The 17,150-nt window shown below is 64.1% G+C and carries 13 protein-coding genes and 1 pseudogene; 8 read left to right on the top strand and 6 right to left on the bottom strand.

The features are described 5' to 3' along the window. The first annotated feature begins 355 nt into the window (after positions 1 to 355). The 7 genes from R2676_RS18815 (at position 356) to R2676_RS18845 (ending at position 8,504) form a co-directional block, all read left to right on the top strand. Positions 356 to 1,801, top strand: a complete 1,446-nt coding sequence (locus tag R2676_RS18815; protein ID WP_206274041.1) for a carbohydrate porin — start codon at positions 356 to 358, stop codon at positions 1,799 to 1,801. Between the two features lie 224 nt (positions 1,802 to 2,025). Further along, complete coding sequence (locus R2676_RS18820) at positions 2,026 to 2,232, top strand: hypothetical protein (RefSeq protein ID WP_206274040.1); 207 nt, start codon at positions 2,026 to 2,028, stop codon at positions 2,230 to 2,232. A gap of 31 nt (positions 2,233 to 2,263) precedes the next feature. Beyond that, positions 2,264 to 3,907 (top strand): Nramp family divalent metal transporter, encoded by a 1,644-nt coding sequence (locus R2676_RS18825; RefSeq protein WP_206274039.1) that lies wholly within the window; start codon positions 2,264 to 2,266, stop codon positions 3,905 to 3,907. A gap of 634 nt (positions 3,908 to 4,541) precedes the next feature. Beyond that, positions 4,542 to 5,495: a ubiquinol oxidase subunit II gene (gene cyoA / locus R2676_RS18830; protein WP_102067474.1), complete on the top strand. Its 954-nt coding sequence runs from the start codon at positions 4,542 to 4,544 to the stop codon at positions 5,493 to 5,495. A 9-nt stretch (positions 5,496 to 5,504) separates the two neighbouring features. Next, positions 5,505 to 7,484: a cytochrome o ubiquinol oxidase subunit I gene (gene cyoB, locus R2676_RS18835; protein ID WP_027680204.1), complete on the top strand. Its 1,980-nt coding sequence runs from the start codon at positions 5,505 to 5,507 to the stop codon at positions 7,482 to 7,484. Positions 7,485 to 7,487: 3 nt separating this feature from the next. Continuing rightward, positions 7,488 to 8,135, top strand: a complete 648-nt coding sequence (gene cyoC / locus R2676_RS18840) for a cytochrome o ubiquinol oxidase subunit III (RefSeq protein WP_206274038.1) — start codon at positions 7,488 to 7,490, stop codon at positions 8,133 to 8,135. Continuing rightward, positions 8,136 to 8,504 carry a cytochrome o ubiquinol oxidase subunit IV gene (locus R2676_RS18845; protein WP_206274037.1) on the top strand — a complete coding sequence of 123 codons (369 nt, stop codon included), beginning with the start codon at positions 8,136 to 8,138 and terminating at the stop codon, positions 8,502 to 8,504. 51 nt (positions 8,505 to 8,555) lie between these two features. On the opposite strand, the gene R2676_RS18850 is transcribed toward R2676_RS18845, so the two are convergent. Continuing rightward, complete coding sequence (locus tag R2676_RS18850) at positions 8,556 to 9,671, bottom strand: winged helix DNA-binding domain-containing protein (RefSeq protein WP_206274036.1); 1,116 nt, start codon at positions 9,669 to 9,671, stop codon at positions 8,556 to 8,558. 139 nt (positions 9,672 to 9,810) lie between these two features. Here R2676_RS18850 and ettA point away from each other — a divergent pair, with 139 nt between their 5' ends. Continuing rightward, positions 9,811 to 11,478: an energy-dependent translational throttle protein EttA gene (gene ettA, locus R2676_RS18855; protein WP_009241971.1), complete on the top strand. Its 1,668-nt coding sequence runs from the start codon at positions 9,811 to 9,813 to the stop codon at positions 11,476 to 11,478. Here the strand turns inward: ettA and R2676_RS18860 are convergent. From R2676_RS18860 to R2676_RS18880, 5 genes and pseudogenes are all read right to left on the bottom strand, one after another. Then, positions 11,475 to 11,703: pseudogene (locus R2676_RS18860) on the bottom strand (CDGSH iron-sulfur domain-containing protein). The gene ettA and the pseudogene R2676_RS18860 overlap by 4 nt on opposite strands. Positions 11,704 to 11,709: 6 nt before the next feature. Further along, on the bottom strand, positions 11,710 to 12,198 hold the full coding sequence (locus tag R2676_RS18865) for an aminoacyl-tRNA deacylase (protein WP_102067478.1): 489 nt from the start codon (positions 12,196 to 12,198) through the stop codon (positions 11,710 to 11,712). Between the two features lie 159 nt (positions 12,199 to 12,357). Further along, positions 12,358 to 12,669 carry a hypothetical protein gene (locus tag R2676_RS18870; protein ID WP_206274034.1) on the bottom strand — a complete coding sequence of 104 codons (312 nt, stop codon included), beginning with the start codon at positions 12,667 to 12,669 and terminating at the stop codon, positions 12,358 to 12,360. Positions 12,670 to 12,858: 189 nt separating this feature from the next. After that, the gene (gene mdoH / locus R2676_RS18875; protein ID WP_206274033.1) at positions 12,859 to 15,447 is read right to left on the bottom strand and encodes a glucans biosynthesis glucosyltransferase MdoH; all 2,589 of its coding nucleotides are present in this window, start codon (positions 15,445 to 15,447) and stop codon (positions 12,859 to 12,861) included. Beyond that, positions 15,420 to 17,006, bottom strand: a complete 1,587-nt coding sequence (locus tag R2676_RS18880; protein WP_316857424.1) for a glucan biosynthesis protein G — start codon at positions 17,004 to 17,006, stop codon at positions 15,420 to 15,422. Before R2676_RS18880 ends, mdoH begins: the two co-directional genes overlap by 28 nt. Positions 17,007 to 17,150 lie beyond the last annotated feature (144 nt).

Raw genomic sequence — 17,150 nt, forward strand, 5'->3', positions numbered from 1 at the left:
AAAGGGCTTCACGACGGCCGCAGAAAACACTTGCCGCCATCAACAACACTTTGTTACTCTGCGCCCCGTCATAGCTACGGAGTCAATCTCCATGGACAGTTGTTCTAGTCGATCTTCGATCGCACATTGAACGGCTAGACAGTCTCGGCGCACCGTTTTCGCGCCTTCCCGCTGCCTAGTCGTGTTACACGGCGGGTGGTGGCTCTTGCGCAGGTTCTCTGCGTAAGCCCCTTCCTGAATTTGATTGTTGTTGTCCGGTACGGCCACGTAGCCGCGCATGTTCGTGCGTGTCGCTAGGGGAGGTCCGTGTCCGGTCGTGCCTACGTTCGTCACAGAAGCGAACGAGGGGGGCCTCATGCTGTTTGTTTTCATCATCAAATCCGTGCGGATGGCAGTTCGCACACTCGTCTCGCTGCTGCGTGCCGGCGCATGCCGCCGTCCGCACATCCTTGCTGCCATGGCGTTGCTATGGATGTCTGCTCAGGCTGCCGACGCTGCAGAAGCGCCAACATCGGCGCCGGCCGAATCGACCCCGCTTATCGCTGGGGGCGAGCTCGGCGATCGCTTTGGCTTTCATGGTCAATCGACGTGGGTCTGGCAGGCTAAACCTGCGTTCAAGTCGCCGTACAGCGGTGACAACAGTCTGACGGCAGACCGGGCGACCAGTTACTCCTTCAGTACCACGCTTGATCTGGGCATGCGGCTCTGGAAGGGTGCGGAGGTCCACTTCAACCCCGAAGTCGTGATGGGCAAGGCATTCTCCGATTTGCACGGGCTGGGCGGCCCCACCAACGGGGAACTGGCCAAGGTCACGGGCACCGATCCGACGCTATACCGCGCTCGGGTGTTCCTGCGCCAGACGTGGGGCCTGGGTGGCGACACGGAAAAGGTCGATGCCGACTTCAACCAGTTCGCCGACGTGGTCGACAAGCGCCGCGTGGTACTGACCGTAGGCAACTTGCCCGTGCTCGACGTGTTCGATGCGGTGGAGTATGCGCACGATCCGCGCACGCAGTTCCTGAACTGGTCGTTCATGACGCATCCGTCGTTCGACTATGCGGCGGATGCTCGCGGCTACAGCTGGGGGCTTGCGCTGGAGTACATCGATAGCGAGCTCGGCTGGGCCGTGCGCGCGGGCCGCTTCCTCCAGCCGGTGGAGTCCAACGGCTTGCCGCTCGACACGCGTTTTCTCAAGCATTACGGCGACATGCTCGAACTGGAAAAGAGCTACACGCTATTCGGTCAGGAGGGCAAAGTGCGCCTGCTCGGATGGCGAAACTTTGCCCGTATGGGCCGCTTTGGCGATGCCATTGCGCTTGGCCAAGCCGCCGCAGGCCAGCCCGATTTGAGTCTGGTCCGGCGTGAGCACGCCAAGGTCGGCGTGGGTTTGTCGTTCGAGCAAAAGGTGGGCGAAAACGTAGGCCTCTTCACCCGATTGAATTGGTCGGACGATAAGACGGAGACCTATGCTTTTACCGAGGCGGGGCGCAACGTGTCGTTTGGTGGCCTGCTAAAGGGTACGTCATGGGGGCGTCCGGACGATGTGCTGGGAGCGGCCTTTTCGCTCAACATGCTGGGCCCGGATCATCGCGCCTATCTGGCCGCAGGCGGCAACGGCGCATTCCTGGGCGATGGCGCTTTGAATTACGGCCATGAACGCATACTCGAAGTGTTTTACAGCTTTCAACCAGTCAAGGGCATCATGCTCAGCCCTGATTTTCAGTTGATCCAGAACCCTGGCTACAACCGGGACCGCGGGCCCGCCAAGTTCTTCGGCGTACGCGTCCACGCCGAGTTCTAACCGTAGGAGGACCCATATGGACAGTCCGAGTCGACCTTACCCGACGTCTTCATCCCACTAGGCGAGTCCGCCGCACGGTTGTTCCCTGCTGCTGACTTGCCTCCCTGGCAAGGCAGCGGTGTCTGCATCGCTCCTTGATCGTTTCGATTCTGCCGCCGCGTGTGTGCAACGCGTGCGGCCATTGCTGCGTGCCACGCGGATGCGCACGCGGCGAGGAGTGTTTCATGCGCAAATTCAATGTTCCCGCCCGCCGTTTTTCGGCGATCGCACTGCCGTTCAGCTCGGTATTCGTGCAGCCGCGCGCTGCTGCACCGGAGCGCGCCGACGCCGTGCCCGTGACCTCCAACCGCCGGGCCGGTGACGGCGGTCAGCCGCTTTCCAACCATGGCTACGCCGCAGCGGCTGTGCGCCTGTCGCGCACGTACTGGTAATCCGACAACACCCCACCCAACGGAGGTCGACATGACCCAATTCGCTTCGGGCATCGACGCACCACCTCGTCATGCCGCGCTCGACGACGCCCATGTGGGCGACATTCGCGGCGCGCTCGGCACCATCGCGCATCACGATACGGGCGCCCGTCACAACTGGCGTGCGCGTCTGCGGACGCTGCTCGCCATCCTCGGGCCCGGGCTGATCGTGATGGTCGGCGACAACGACGCAGGCGCCTTCGGCACCTACACGCAAGCCGGGCAGAATTACGGCACCACGCTGCTGTGGACGCTGCTGTTGCTCATCCCCGTGCTGTACGTCAACCAGGAGATGGTGCTGCGCCTGGGCGCCGTCACGCGCGTTGGCCATGCGCGATTGATCTTCGCGCGCTTCGGCAGGTTCTGGGGCAGCTTCTCCGTCATCGACCTGTTCCTGGTGAACGCGCTGACGCTCGTGACGGAGTTCATCGGCATCAGCCTCGCGCTGGAATACCTCGGGATCCCGCGGCACTGGGGCGTGTGCGCCGCCGCAGCGCTGGTCATGCTGGCGGCATCCACCGGCGACTTCCGCCGCTTCGAGCGCTTTGCGCTGGTGCTCGTGGCCGGCAGTCTCACGCTGATCCCCGTGTTTTTGATGGTGCATCCGCCGATGGGGCAGGTGGCGCGCGACTTCTTCGTGCCGGCGCTGCCCGCAGGCGCGCCGCTGGCCGAGGTGATGCTGCTGATCATTGCCATCGTGGGGACGACGGTGGCGCCGTGGCAGTTGTTCTTCCAGCAAAGCTACGTGATCGACAAGCGCATCACGGCGCGCTTCATCCGCTACGAGCGTGCGGACCTTTGGCTCGGCATCGTCCTCGTGATTGCGGGCGCGGTGGCGATGATCGCCTTCAGCGCCCAGGCGTTTCACGGCACGCCGGAGTTCGGCAACTACACCGACGCGCTTGGCACGGCGCAGGGCCTTGAGCGCCACTCGGGCCGCTGGGCCGGTGTGCTGTTTGCGATTGCGCTGCTGGATGCCAGCATCATCGGCGCCTGTGCGGTGTCGCTGTCGACTGCGTATGCGATTGGCGATGTATTCGCTGTGCGGCATTCGCTGCATCGCAAGCCGACGGAGGCCAAAGGCTTCTACGCGGTCTACTTCGGCCTGACGTTGTTGGCCGCGGGGCTGGTGCTGACGCCCGGCGTGCCGCTCGGTCTGTTGACCAATGCGGTGCAATCGTTGGCCGGCGTGCTGCTGCCAAGTGCGACAGTGTTCCTGCTGCTGTTGTGCAATGACAAGGCGGTGCTCGGCCCGTGGACGAACGGCCGCGCGATGAACATTTTCACGGGCGGTGTAGTGGCTGTGCTTGTGATGTTGTCCGTCATCCTCACGGCCGCCGTGCTCTTCCCGGGCATCGGCGAATTCGAGATCGGCGCCATCCTGCTCGGCGGGTCGCTGATCGCGGTGGTGATGTCGCTGGTGCTATGGCGCATCGACCGGCGCACGCATCGGCCGCACCATCCGCAGCGTGTGAGCGTGCTGGATCGCGATCACTGGACGATGCCGCCGCTCGATCATCTGACGCCCGCCCGCTGGACACCGCTCAAACGCACCTGGATGTTTGTGCTGCGCGGTTATCTCGTGGTGGCGGCCGGGCTTGTGCTGGTGAGGATTGTCGGGCTGCTGGCCCAATGACGCTGTAAGGGAAAGTGGAAGCGGGCCACCTCGGTGACTCGTCTCCATCCCACGCTAGCGCGCACATTTGGGGGCAACGTCGGCTGCGCGCCACTGTGGCTGATTGTCGCAGTGCAACAACAGGCACTTTCGATTTGCTTACCCGCAAAGGCACGTAAACCCTAGCCCTACGGCTCGGGCGTCACTTGTCAATCGACGTCGCTTTCTATTTGCCTGAGCAGATAGCGCGATCCGAAGCGCCGTCTGGCGGTAAGATCGCGCCCGCATTCCACTTCCAACCGCGCTCCCCCAACGGGCGCATGACGTAGTGCCTGCTCCGACCTTTCACGCCCCCGATCTGTCGTCCGCCGCTTTGTGCGACGCGGCGGAGTTCGACCTCGCCCATGCCCGGCATGAGCGAAGTCCGCCTCGCCAACTGAGGGCGTTGGGTTCAGCTTCTCCCTGACCGGCGCCTGATGTGATCGAAGATCCGCTGCCGCACCTCAGCTGTACTCGGGGCGCCGGTAGTTCGGTCTTCCCTCATTTCCCGCGTTTATCCCCTTGTGGCCGCTGTCTGGGCTGCTGGGCTCCCGTGATGTCCGGAAGCATCGCCGGCGCAATTGTGCAAGACATGAAGAACACACTCGTTCCACATATGAAGCGGCTCCTCGCCGCAAGCCTCCCGCTCCTGCTGGCGGGCTGCAACCTGACGGTCCTGGACCCGAAGGGGATGATTGCGGCTGAAGAAAAGACGCTGATCCTGGTGGCGACCGGCCTGATGCTGCTGGTGGTCATTCCCGTGATCGTGCTGACGCTGGTGTTTGCGTGGAAGTACCGCGCGTCCAACACCAAGGCCCGCTACGAGCCGGACTGGTCGCACTCCAACGCCATCGAAGCCGTGGTGTGGCTGATCCCGTGCCTGATCATCATCGTGCTGGGCGTGATCACCTACAAGTCCACGCACGCGCTCGATCCGTACAAGCCGATCGAATCGGATGTGAAGCCCATCACGGTCGAGGCCGTCTCGCTCGATTGGAAGTGGCTGTTCATCTATCCGGAACTGAAGATCGCGACGGTCAACCAGCTCGCATTCCCGGCCAACACTCCGATCAACTTCAAGATCACGTCCGACACGGTGATGAACGCGTTCTTCATCCCGCAGCTCGGCAGCCAGGTGTACGCCATGGCCGGCATGCAGACCAAGCTGCACCTGATCGCCAACGAGACCGGCGTGTTTGACGGCATGTCGTCGAACTACAGCGGCTCGGGCTTCACGGGCATGAAGTTCAAGGCCACGGCCATGACGAACGAAGAGTTCGACGCCTGGGTCAAGCAGGTCCGCGCCTCGTCGCAGAACCTGACCAAGGAAGGCTACGCCGAGCTGTCCAAGCCGAGCGAGAAGGTGCCGCCGGCGGCGTATGCATCGGTCGACCCGTCGCTGTATCACAGCATCCTGCACAAATACATGGGTGACTCGGACAAGGTCCTGACGCTCGATGAGGCGCTCGAAGGCGCCAACTGCACGACGGCCACGGCTGAGGCGGCAACGCGTCCGCTGCCGGTGCAGTCCGCCCTGCCTGCGCCCAAGAGCGCGGCCAAGAATTCCTAGGAGTTGACGATGTTTGGCAAGTTGAGTCTGGAGGCCATTCCGCTGCACGAGCCCATCGTGGTCGTGACGGTGTCGGCCATTCTGCTGGGTGGCGCGGGCCTGTTCGGCCTGATCACCTATCTCAAGAAGTGGACCTACCTCTGGAATGAGTGGATCACCTCGGTCGATCACAAGAAGATCGGCGTGATGTACTGCATTCTGGCCATCGTGATGCTGCTGCGCGGCTTTGCCGACGCCATCATGATGCGCTCGCAACTGGCGGTTGCCTCGGGCGGCGGTGCCGGCTATCTGCCGCCTGAGCACTACGACCAGATCTTTACCGCGCACGGCGTGATCATGATTTTCTTCATGGCCATGCCGCTGATGACGGGCCTGATCAACCTGATCGTGCCGCTGCAGATTGGTGCGCGCGACGTGGCATTCCCGTTCCTGAACACGCTGTCGTTCTGGCTGGCGGCTGCAGGTGTGGTGCTGATCAACGTGTCGCTGGGCGTGGGCGAATTCGCTCGCACCGGCTGGCTGGCGTACCCGCCGCTGTCGGAGCTGGCCTACAGCCCGGGCGTGGGGGTCGATTACTACATCTGGGCTTTGCAGATATCGGGCCTCGGGACATTGCTGACCGGCGTGAACTTCGTCGCGACCATCTTCAAGATGCGCGCGCCGGGCATGACGCTGATGCGCATGCCGATCTTCACCTGGACTGCCCTGTGCGCCAACATCCTGATCGTGGCTGCGTTCCCGGTGCTGACCGTGGCGCTGGCGCTGCTGGGTGCTGATCGCTACCTGGACATGCACTTCTTCACGAACGATGGCGGTGGTAACGCCATGCTGTACGTGAACCTGATCTGGATCTGGGGCCACCCCGAGGTGTACATCCTGATCCTGCCGGCGTTCGGCATGTTCTCGGAAATCGTCTCGACGTTCTCGCGCAAGAAGCTGTTCGGCTACACGTCGATGGTGTGGGCGACCGCCGGTATTACCGTGCTGTCGTTCCTGGTGTGGCTGCACCACTTCTTCACCATGGGCTCGGGTGCGAACGTCAACGCGTTCTTCGGTATCGCGACGATGATCATCTCGATCCCGACGGGCGTGAAGATCTTCAACTGGCTGTTCACGATGTACCGCGGCCGCGTCGAGCTGAACTCGATGATGCTGTGGACGATCGGCTTCATGATCACCTTCGTGATCGGCGGGATGACCGGCGTGCTGCTGGCTGTGCCGGGCGCCGACTTCCTGCTGCACAACAGCCTGTTCCTGATCGCTCACTTCCACAACACCATCATCGGTGGCGTGGTGTTCGGTTACCTGGCTGGTATCACCTACTGGTTCCCGAAGGCCTTCGGCTTCAAGCTGGACGAGAAGTGGGGCAAGCGCGCCTTCTGGTGCTGGTTCGTGGGCTTCTACACCGCCTTCATGCCACTGTACGTGCTCGGCTTCATGGGCATGACGCGTCGTCTGAACCATACCGACAACCCGGCATGGCAGCCGTGGCTGATCGTCGCCGTGATCGGCGCCGCGATCATCGCCTGCGGTATCGCTTCGCAGCTCATCCAGATCTTCGTGAGCATCCGGAACCGTCATGCGCTGGCCGATCTGACTGGTGATCCGTGGGGCGGCCGTACGCTGGAGTGGGCGACGTCTTCGCCGCCGGCGCACTACAACTTCGCCCGCGTGCCGGTCATCCGTGACATCGACGCCTTTGCCGACATGAAGGCGCGCGGCGAGGTGCTGACGCAGGTTGCACCGAGCTACGAGAAGATCCACATGCCGAAGAACACCGGCGCCGGCTTCTTCATCGGCATGTTCTCGATCGTGATGGGCTTCGCGCTGATCTGGCACATCTGGTGGATGGCCGTGCTCGGCCTGGTCGGCATGATCGGCAGCTTCATCCTCCGCAGCAACAACGACGACATCGATTACTACGTGCCCGCTCACGAGGTTCACGAGACCGAGTCGGCCTACTTCCAACGTATCGGTTCGCAGGCTTAAACCATGGCTTCCAATGTTCTAGACGGTCACGCCGCGCACGGTCACGCGCACGGCCACGACCACGACCACGCGCATGACCATGCGCACCACCACGATGCCGCAGACACCAAGGTCTTCGGCTTCTGGGTGTACCTGATGAGCGACTTGATCATCTTCGCGTCGCTGTTTGCCACGTTCTGCGTCCTGCGCGGTGCGACGGCCGGCGGCCCGACGGGCAAGGAGCTTTTTGATCTGTCGTACGTGGCGATCGAAACCGGCATTCTGCTGGTGTCGTCCATCACCTACGGCATGGTGATGATCAGCCTGCAGAACGGCCGCAAAGATCAAGTGATGCTGTGGCTCGGCATCACCCTGCTGCTGGGCGCCGCGTTCGTCGGCATGGAAATCAACGAATTCCATCACCTGATCGCAGAAGGTGCGGGCCCGAGCCGCAGCGCATTCCTGTCGTCGTTCTTCCTGCTGGTCGGCACGCATGGCCTGCACGTGGCGAGCGGCATGCTGTGGATCATCGTCCTGATGTGGCAGATCAGCCGCAAAGGCCTGACCCCGACGCAATCGACCCGCCTGTCGTGCCTGAGCCTGTTCTGGCACTTCTTGGACGTGGTGTGGATCGGCGTATTTACCGTCGTGTATCTGCTGGGAGCGATGTAAATGGAACAGACCAACGCAACGACCGCCATCGCCCACGACGATGTGCACGGTCATTCGGCTGGCGGCGCCGGTCATGCCACCGTCAAGGGCTACCTGATCGGCTTCGTGCTGGCGGTGATCCTCACGGCCATCCCGTTCAAGATGGTGATGGACGGCGGCTACTCGCACCAGACGGTGCTGGTGACGGTGATGGCCCTGGCGGTTGTCCAGATCGTCGTGCACCTGATCTATTTCCTGCACCTGGACGGCTCGTCCGCCCAGCGCTGGAACGTGATGGCTTTCCTGTTCACGCTGCTGATCCTGGCGATTGTCGTTGTCGGCTCGCTGTGGGTCATGCATAACATGAACGCCAACATGATGACGATGTAACGAGGCCCAGCCTCCGCAGCATCGGAAGGGCGCCCCATGCGGGCGCCTTTTTTATTGCGCGAAGCGGATGGTGTGCGCAGCGCAATGCGCGGCGGCAAAGGCCAGCAATTGCGCGCCTTCCTCCTCCAATGCCCTCATGTCCGGTTTGGCCGGCTTGGCAAAAGGTGACAGCGTGAGCGTGGCTTGCTCGCGCGCCATCTCCAGCTTCCAGGTGCCGGCGACAAAGCCGTCAATCAGCAGCGTCGGCGGCAGGATGCCGTTCTTCGTGTAGATCGCCTTGCGATGGCTATCGTCGAGAATGCGGGCACGGTCTGCATGTGCCAGCAGCGCGCAGTCGAGTTCCGGGAGAAAACGTACCGGCGCTGGCGTGTCGGCATCGGGCCGCGGGGCGCGCGGCAGGTCGAACAGCTCGACGCCGTGCTCGTCGACGAAGGTCTTCAGTTGGGGGCGTAATGTCTCGAACGCCGCCGACAACCGGGTGAGCCCCGACCACGCCTGCATATCGGCCACCGAGGCCGGGCCGTAGCCGGCGAGGTAGCGCAGCACCAAGGCCTCGGCCGTGGCGGCGGGTTCGACGGCCTCGCCCAGCCAGCCGGCGGCGGTGGTCAGCGTCGCTTGCCCAGAGCCACGCCACAGGCCGCGTGGCGGTACCTGCACGAGCGGTTCCAGCAACGGGATGGCACGCGCGAGCGCGGTCGCATCATGCCTGGGCCACAGCGGTTGCAGGCGTTCACCTAACTGCACGGCGGTCAGCGGGCCATCCGCCAACGCGGCCCGGCCCGCCGCGCGCAATGCTGCGGGGTCGATATCGGCGATGCTCTTGCCCGCGTTGCTGAAGGCCATGCGCTGCATCTGCGGCTCCAGCAGCGGGCGCAGCGCCTGGCAGTCGCGTGCGCTGGCCAGATGCAGCGTGCAGCGGATCATCGTGCCGCGCACGGCTTGGCGGCTGGTCAACAGCTTGTCGAGCGCCTCGGTGCGAAACCCCTCGAGCCGTGACCACAAACCGTAGTGCGGCGCCTGGGGAATTTGCGATTGCATCGCCACCAGCCGCTCGATCGCCGCCAACGGTGTCATGCGACGGCGACGCAGAAGCAACTGGCGGTCGAGTAGCGCGCGGTTCAGCGCGCGGCGGGTCAGCAACGGGGCGAGGGGCGATGAGCGAGGCATGCCGTTATCTTGAGCCGGATCGCGCCGATTGTGCCGCAAACGCCGCGCCGCCTATCCGCGATTCGCGCCCGGTGCGGGCTGTCCCTTTGCTACACTCCGCGGGTTCCCAATTTCATGCGTTTCCCCCCGCTTCTACGCCATGTCACAGTACGTTTTCACCATGAACCGCGTGGGCAAGATCGTTCCGCCCAAGCGCCAGATCCTCAAGGACATCTCGCTGTCGTTTTTCCCGGGCGCCAAGATCGGTGTGCTCGGCCTGAACGGCTCGGGCAAGTCGACCGTGCTGAAGATCATGGCCGGCCTCGACAAGGACATTGAAGGCGAAGCCACGCCGATGCCCAACCTGAACATCGGTTACCTGCCGCAGGAGCCGCAGCTCGATCCCGCCAAGACCGTGCGTGAAGAGGTCGAGAGCGGCCTGGGCGAAGTGATGGATGCGCAAAAGCAGCTCGAAGCCATCTATGCGGCATACGCCGAGGAAGGTGCCGACTTCGACAAGCTCGCCGAAGAACAGGCGCGCCTGGAAGCCATCATCGCCGCCGGCTCCGGTGACAACGTCGAACTGCAGCTGGAAATTGCCGCCGACGCACTGCGCCTGCCGCCGTGGGACGCCAAGATCGAGCACCTCTCGGGCGGTGAAAAGCGCCGCGTTGCGCTGTGCAAGCTGCTGCTCTCTCGCCCCGACATGCTGCTGCTGGACGAGCCGACCAACCACCTCGATGCGGAATCGGTGGACTGGCTCGAACAGTTCCTTACGCGCTTCCCGGGCACCGTGGTGGCCGTGACCCACGACCGTTACTTCCTCGACAACGCCGCGGAGTGGATTCTCGAACTCGACCGCGGCCATGGCATCCCCTGGAAGGGCAATTACAGCTCCTGGCTCGATCAGAAAGAGACGCGCCTGAAGCAGGAAGAGTCGAGCGAATCGGCGCGCCAGAAGGCGCTGAAGAAAGAACTGGAATGGGTGCGCCAGAACCCGAAGGGCCGCCAGGCCAAGTCCAAGGCGCGTCTGGCCCGCTTTGACGAGCTGAACAGCCAGGAATATCAAAAGCGCAACGAAACGCAGGAAATCTTCATCCCGGCCGGCGAGCGTCTGGGCAATGAAGTGATCGAGTTTCAGAACGTCAGCAAGAGCTATGGCGACCGCTTGCTGATCGACAACCTGAGCTTCACGATTCCGCCGGGCGCGATCGTCGGCATCATTGGCCCGAACGGCGCCGGCAAGTCGACGCTGTTCCGCATGATCACGGGCAAGGAGCAGCCGGATTCGGGCACCATCAAGATCGGCCCGACGGTCAAGCTGGCATACGTTGACCAAAGCCGCGATGCGCTTTCCGCAGACAAGACCGTCTTCGAAGAGATCTCGAACGGCTCGGACATCCTCACGGTGGGCCGCTATGAAACGCCGTCGCGGGCCTACATCGGCCGCTTCAACTTCAAGGGTGGCGATCAGCAGAAGCACGTCGGCACGCTGTCGGGCGGTGAGCGCGGGCGCCTGCATCTGGCCAAGACGCTCATCTCGGGCGGCAACGTGCTGCTGCTCGATGAGCCGTCGAACGACCTCGACGTCGAAACGCTGCGTGCGCTGGAAGATGCGCTGCTCGAGTTTGCCGGCTGCGTGATGGTGATCTCGCACGATCGCTGGTTCCTCGACCGCATCGCCACGCACATCATCGCGTTCGAAGGCGATTCGCACGTCGAATTCTTCCCGGGCAACTACCAGGAATACGAAGCCGACAAGAAGAAGCGTCTGGGCGAAGAAGGCGCCAAGCCCAAGCGCATCCGCTACAAGCCCGTTACGCGTTAAGCAGGCGCATCGGGCACAGGCGCGTCGAGGTTGGTGTCAAACTCGACGCGCTTGTGCGAGCCGTCATAGAACGGCTTGTTCAACGCGTGCCCGCAGCGGCACAGCCATGCCCTGGCCTTCTTTTACGGCCAACTCGCGCCCGCTCTGGGTGGCGATCCGGAAGCTTCCCTTGAGGTGATACGGCCCGTCGTTGCGGACCGTGACGACAACGTCCTCGGCCCCGATGCGTCCTCAGAAGAGGATGCCCTGCATGCGATACGCGAAGTGGGCGGGTTTGGCGTCGCGCATCAAGGCCATGAACTGATCCATGTCCATATGCACCACGTTTTCGTGGTCGCCGGCTTCGAAGTAGACGTCGCCGTGGGCCATCAGGCTGCTGTCGATGTAGGTCGGCATGCCGTACGCCATGCCCACGGGCGGCACGGCGCCGGCATCGCAGTCCCGGAAGACTTCGCGCAACTCCGACTCATCGGCCAGCGTGAGATCCAGGCGGCCCGATTCCTTTTGCAACTCCGCCAGATGCAGGTGATATGTCGATGGCAACACGGCCGCGACATAGCCGAGCTTGTCTTCGAGCAACAGCGTCTTGGCGAGACGGTCGCCGGGGACGTGCGCTGCCCGGGCCGTTTCGGTGCTGGTATGGGTATGCGGATGACGAATCACCTCGTAGAGGCAACCTTTGCTGCGCAGGCAGCCGTCGAGTGTGCTGGAGATCGACATGGCGTCCTCCCATGTGCTGTGCGGCCGGCAGCGGGATTGCAAGGGCCGCAACGTCAGCATAGGTCGCTTTGCAGATTGCGCAGGCATTCGAGCGCGCAAAAGCAACGGGCCGCTCAGTGAGCGGCCCGTGTGCCAATCAGCATCTAATCGCGCCAGGCGTTAGCGGTCCCAGCCGCGGTGCCAGCCGTGATCGTGGCGCCATTCGCGCTCACGCCACTCATGACGGCGCCATTCACGCTCACGCCAGTCGTCACGGTCGCGGTAATAGCCACCATAAACAACCGGGGCAGGTGCATAGACCGGGGCCGGGCGATACACCACCGGCGGCGGTGCATAAACCGGTGCCGGGGCCACATACACTGGCGCGGCAGGTACGCCGATCGCCACGCCGACGTCCACATGCGCCAGCGCCGCCGTCGAGGCGCACAGCGCGGCGCCACCCAAAACGAATGCGAGCAGTGTGCGTTTCATGATGCTTCTCCTTACGGTTGCGAGGCCGGGGCTGCGGTGCCGTCGACTTCGTGTATCAAGTTCGTGATGCCATTCTATGAACCGCTGGGCGCTTCAGGTGATACGCAAATCCTACGGATGTAACGGGAAGTAAAACGCCCCACCGGCAAGACGCTGGTGGGGCGCGGTATTTCCGTCAGGCGGCGTTGTTCAGCTTTCTGCAGCCGCCCACGCCGCACGCTGTTCCGGGGACGACCACACCGCCAGGTGCAGCGCCGACAGCGAGAACGGATCCGACAGCAACACCAGCTTCTGCTTGCCCGTGAGCTTGTCCGGGCCGACTTCCAGCACATGACGCACATGGGCTTCGCGCACTGCCACGAGGCGCTTATCTTGGGGAAAGCGCGTCGTACCAATGGCGCACATCAGCGCGTTGGTGACGGGATCGACGACGGCTTGGCGGAAGTCCGGCATCGGCGGGGCATTGCGCAGATGCTTGCGCGTAGCGCGCAGTTCGCGCGGCGGGCGTACTTCCTCGGGGATCATGAACAGGCGCAGCCGCCGCATGCGGCGGCCCAGGCTCACGCGGCTGGAGAACACCGACAGCGGGATCGACACGATCAGCGCCCCCACAACCGGCGACAGCCACCACAGGAAGCTCGGGTTCAGCCAATACACGATCGCAGCCCAGACGATGCCGATGACGGTGTGCAGGCCGTGGCGTCGGACGGCGTCGCCCCAGTGCGTCTGTGCGTCTTCGCGCGGGGGCGATTTCCAGTGCACCTTCCAGCCGAGGAACGCCGCCGTCACAAAGCGCGTGTGGAACAGCATGCGTACCGGCGCGGCCAGCACCGAGAATGCCGCTTCAATGGCCATCGACAACGCCAGGTGGACCGCCCCGCCAAAGCGCTTCGGCCCCTGAGCCCACAGCACAAGCACGCTGAGGATCTTCGGCAGGAACAGCACGGTGGCCGTGGCGGAAAACAGCGCGGCGGCCTTTTCCGGATGCCACTCCGGCCAGATCGGGAAGAGCTGGCGGGGCTGCGTGAAGTATTCCGGGGCGATCAGTGTGTGCTTGGCCAGCAGGGCCGTCGACAAGAGCAGGAACAGGAACCACAGCGGCGCCGAGAGATATGCCATCACCCCGGTGATGAAGACCGCGCGGTGCACACGGTGGAAGCCCGGCGCGCCGAACAGGCGGAAGTTCATCAGGTTGCCGTGGCACCAGCGGCGGTCGCGGCCCAGCTCGTCGAGCAAGTTGGGCGGCATCTCTTCGTAGCTGCCGTCGAGGTCGTAGGCGATCCACACGGCCCAGCCGGCGCGGCGCATCAGCGCGGCTTCGACAAAATCGTGCGACATGATCTCGCCGGAAAGCGAGCCCTTGCCGGGAATCGGCGCCAGCGCGCAGTGCTTGATGAACGGGTCCAGCCGGATGATGGCGTTGTGGCCCCAGTAGTGCGATTCGCCGAGCTGCCAGTAGTGCAGGCCGGCGGTGAACAGCGGCCCGTACACACGCGTGGCGAACTGCTGGATACGCGCATACAGCGTGTCGCGGCCGGCCGCGCGCGGGGCGGTCTGGATGATGCCCGCGCTGGGCGCACCTTCCATCAACTGCACGAGGCGCGTCAGGCAATCGCCGCTCATCACGCTGTCGGCGTCGAGCACGATCATGTAGCGGTACCGGCCACCCCAGCGTCGGCAGAAATCGTCGATGTTGCCGCTCTTGCGCTTCACGCGGTGGCGGCGCCAGCGGTAGAAGATGCGGCCGAAACCGTCGAGCGCGCGGCAGATGTGCAGCCAGGCGTCGGCTTCGGCCGTGCGGATGTCCGGATCGCCGGAGTCCGACAGCACGAAGAAGTCGAAGTGCTCCAGATGCCCCGTGCGCTGCAACGATTCGTAGGTCGCGCGCAGCCCCGCGAAGACGCGCTGCACATCTTCGTTGCAGATCGGCATGACGATGGCCGTGCGCGCATCGTCCGGAATCGTGGCGTCGGGCGTGGCGCGGCGTGAGATGACGAAGCGGTCGCCGTGGAAGGCCAGCAGCAGGAAGCCCGTAATGGCCGTCCAGAAGCCCGCCGACACCCAGCAGAACAGCACCGCAAACAGCACGATGATGATGGCTTCGAGCCAGTCTGCGCCGTGGTACGGCAGCACCGTGCTCATTGCCCAGGTGGCGGCGACGGTCTGCGCGATCATCAGCGCCAGCAGCGTCAGCCGGCGGCGTGCGCCGACGAAGCGCCAGATGCCTTTCGGGTCCGGCGAGTCGGGCGCTTCATACGGCACCGGCTTCTTGCCGCCGTGCATCCAGCGGTCGACGGCGTTGCGTGCGCGCCAGATCGGGCCGAGTACCCACGGCCACGGCACCATCGAGCGGCGCGCGGGGGTCGGGCCGGTATCCAGGTGGATGCGGCCCTGGCTGTCGTGCTCAACGGGTGGAGCAGGTTGGGCGGAGGGCTCGGTCGATGCGGCATCGGCGCGCGTGGCGCCATAGGCGGCATCCAGGCGCGAGCCTACGGAGGCGTAGGCCGGTGCGTCGGCGTCGAGCGAGGTCGTCTGGGCCGGATCGAGCCGGGCCAGCGCGCGATGCAGCTTGGCAAGCGCCGCTGCATCGTCGTCATCGGTTGCGATGCCGGCGTTGCGCAGCAGCGCGGCACGCGCGTCGGCAGCCAGCGGCAGCGCCTCAAGGTAATGGTCGGCCACAGACTGCGCTGTGGCAGGGCTGGTGGAGGGGGCAGTGCCGGCAGCACCGCCAGTCTGGGCTGTCGTCACGTTCAGCCCGGAGGTAACAGGTAGCTCCACGTCTCGGAGAGTCCGGTGCCGCCGCTGCGCAGGTAGCCGCGCAGTTCAACGGGTTTATCGTCGTCGACCCGCTTGAGGCGCACGGTCACGCGCCAGCCGCCGGTCGCGGTGTTGGGTTGGCCGAAGATCGACTCGATCTTACCGTTGGCATCTGCCGAAAAAACCGGCTCAACCGGAGCGTTCGGCGCGAGCTTGGCCAGCGCCGGGCCTTCAAAGTCGACCACGAAGGCGATCGTATCGTCGGGCTTGCGCTCGTCGGGGCGCTTGGTCGTCCAGCCGTGCGAGCGGCGCGTCTGCGCGACCCATGCCAGCGCCGGCTTCTTGTCGGCGTCCTTCTGCCACAGCAGGCGGTATTCCAGATTGAACGGCTGCTGCGGCTTGGGCGGGTTCTCGGGCACCCAGTAGGCGACCACGTTGTCGTTGGTCTCGTCGGGCGTCGGAATTTGCACAAGCTCCACGCGGCCGGCGCCCCATTTGCCGACGGGCTCGACCCACGCGCTCGGGCGCAGCTCGTAGCGGTCGCCGATTTCCTGGTAGCTGGAGAACGCGCGGTCACGCTGCATCAGGCCGAAGCCGCCGGGGTTGGTCGTCCCGAACGAGCTGACCAGCAGGCGCTTGGGGTTCGTCAGCGGACGCCAGATCCATTCGCCCGTGCCGGAAAGCACCGACAGGCCGTCGGAGTCGTGCACCTCGGGGCGGAAATCCAGCGCAGGCGCCGGTTGGTTCTCGCCAAAGAAGAACATGCTGGTGAGCGGCGCGATGGCCAGCTTGCTCACGTTCTCGCGCATGTACAGCTGCGCCTTGACTTCGACTGCCGTGTCGCTGCCCGGCTTGATGACGAAGCGGTAGGCGCCCGTCGCGCGGCGCGAATTGAGCAGCGCGTAGATCGTCAAGTCCTTGGCGTTGGCGGCGGGGCGTTCGATCCAGAAATCGGTGAAGCGGGGGAATTCCTCGCCCGAATTGAGCGCGGTGTCGATGGCCAGCCCGCGCGCGGAGAGGCCGTAGACCTGCCCCTTGCCGATGCCGCGGAAGTAGGACGCGCCCAGGAACACGATGACCTCGTCCTTGTACTTGGGCGTGTTCATCGGATAGTGCACGCGGAAACCGGCAAAGCCGAGCTTCTGCAACTGCTTCGGGTCGAGCTTGACCGGGCCGTAGTCGAACAGGCGGGGGTCGAAACGGATTTCGCGCACACCGGCGGGCGACACCTCGTTGATCTTCACGGGCTGGTCGTAGTACGAACCCTCGTGGAAGAAGCCGAGTTCGAACGGCAGCTTGTCGCGGCGCCAGTACGCCTGGTCGGACTTGAAGCGGATTTCGCGGTACTGGTCGTAGCGCAGCTCGCGCAATTCGCGCGGCAGCGTGTCGGCGGGCGCCTGATACGGCTTTGCGGCCAGTTGCTTGGCGCGCGCGGCCACATCGTTGAAGCCAAAGGCCAGCGCGGCATGCGCCGAAGCCAACGCCAACAGGCCGACGGCCAGTCGCGCACAGCCGGCTAGCGAACGGGTGCGTGCCGCACGAGCGGCCCCCGGCGTGCGGGAGGAAACAGCGGAGGGAATGTTCAAAATGAGATCGCGTCTATGCGGCGGGCCGAGGAACGTGACGCTTCGGTCCTGCCGGTCATTCGTCTGTGCCGCCGAGATTTTACCCGCCGGACCTTTACGAGATCAAAACCGGCAACATTTTGATAATGTTTCCGGCCC

The organism is Ralstonia flatus, from assembly GCF_958439105.1.
GTDB lineage: Bacteria > Pseudomonadota > Gammaproteobacteria > Burkholderiales > Burkholderiaceae > Ralstonia > Ralstonia flatus.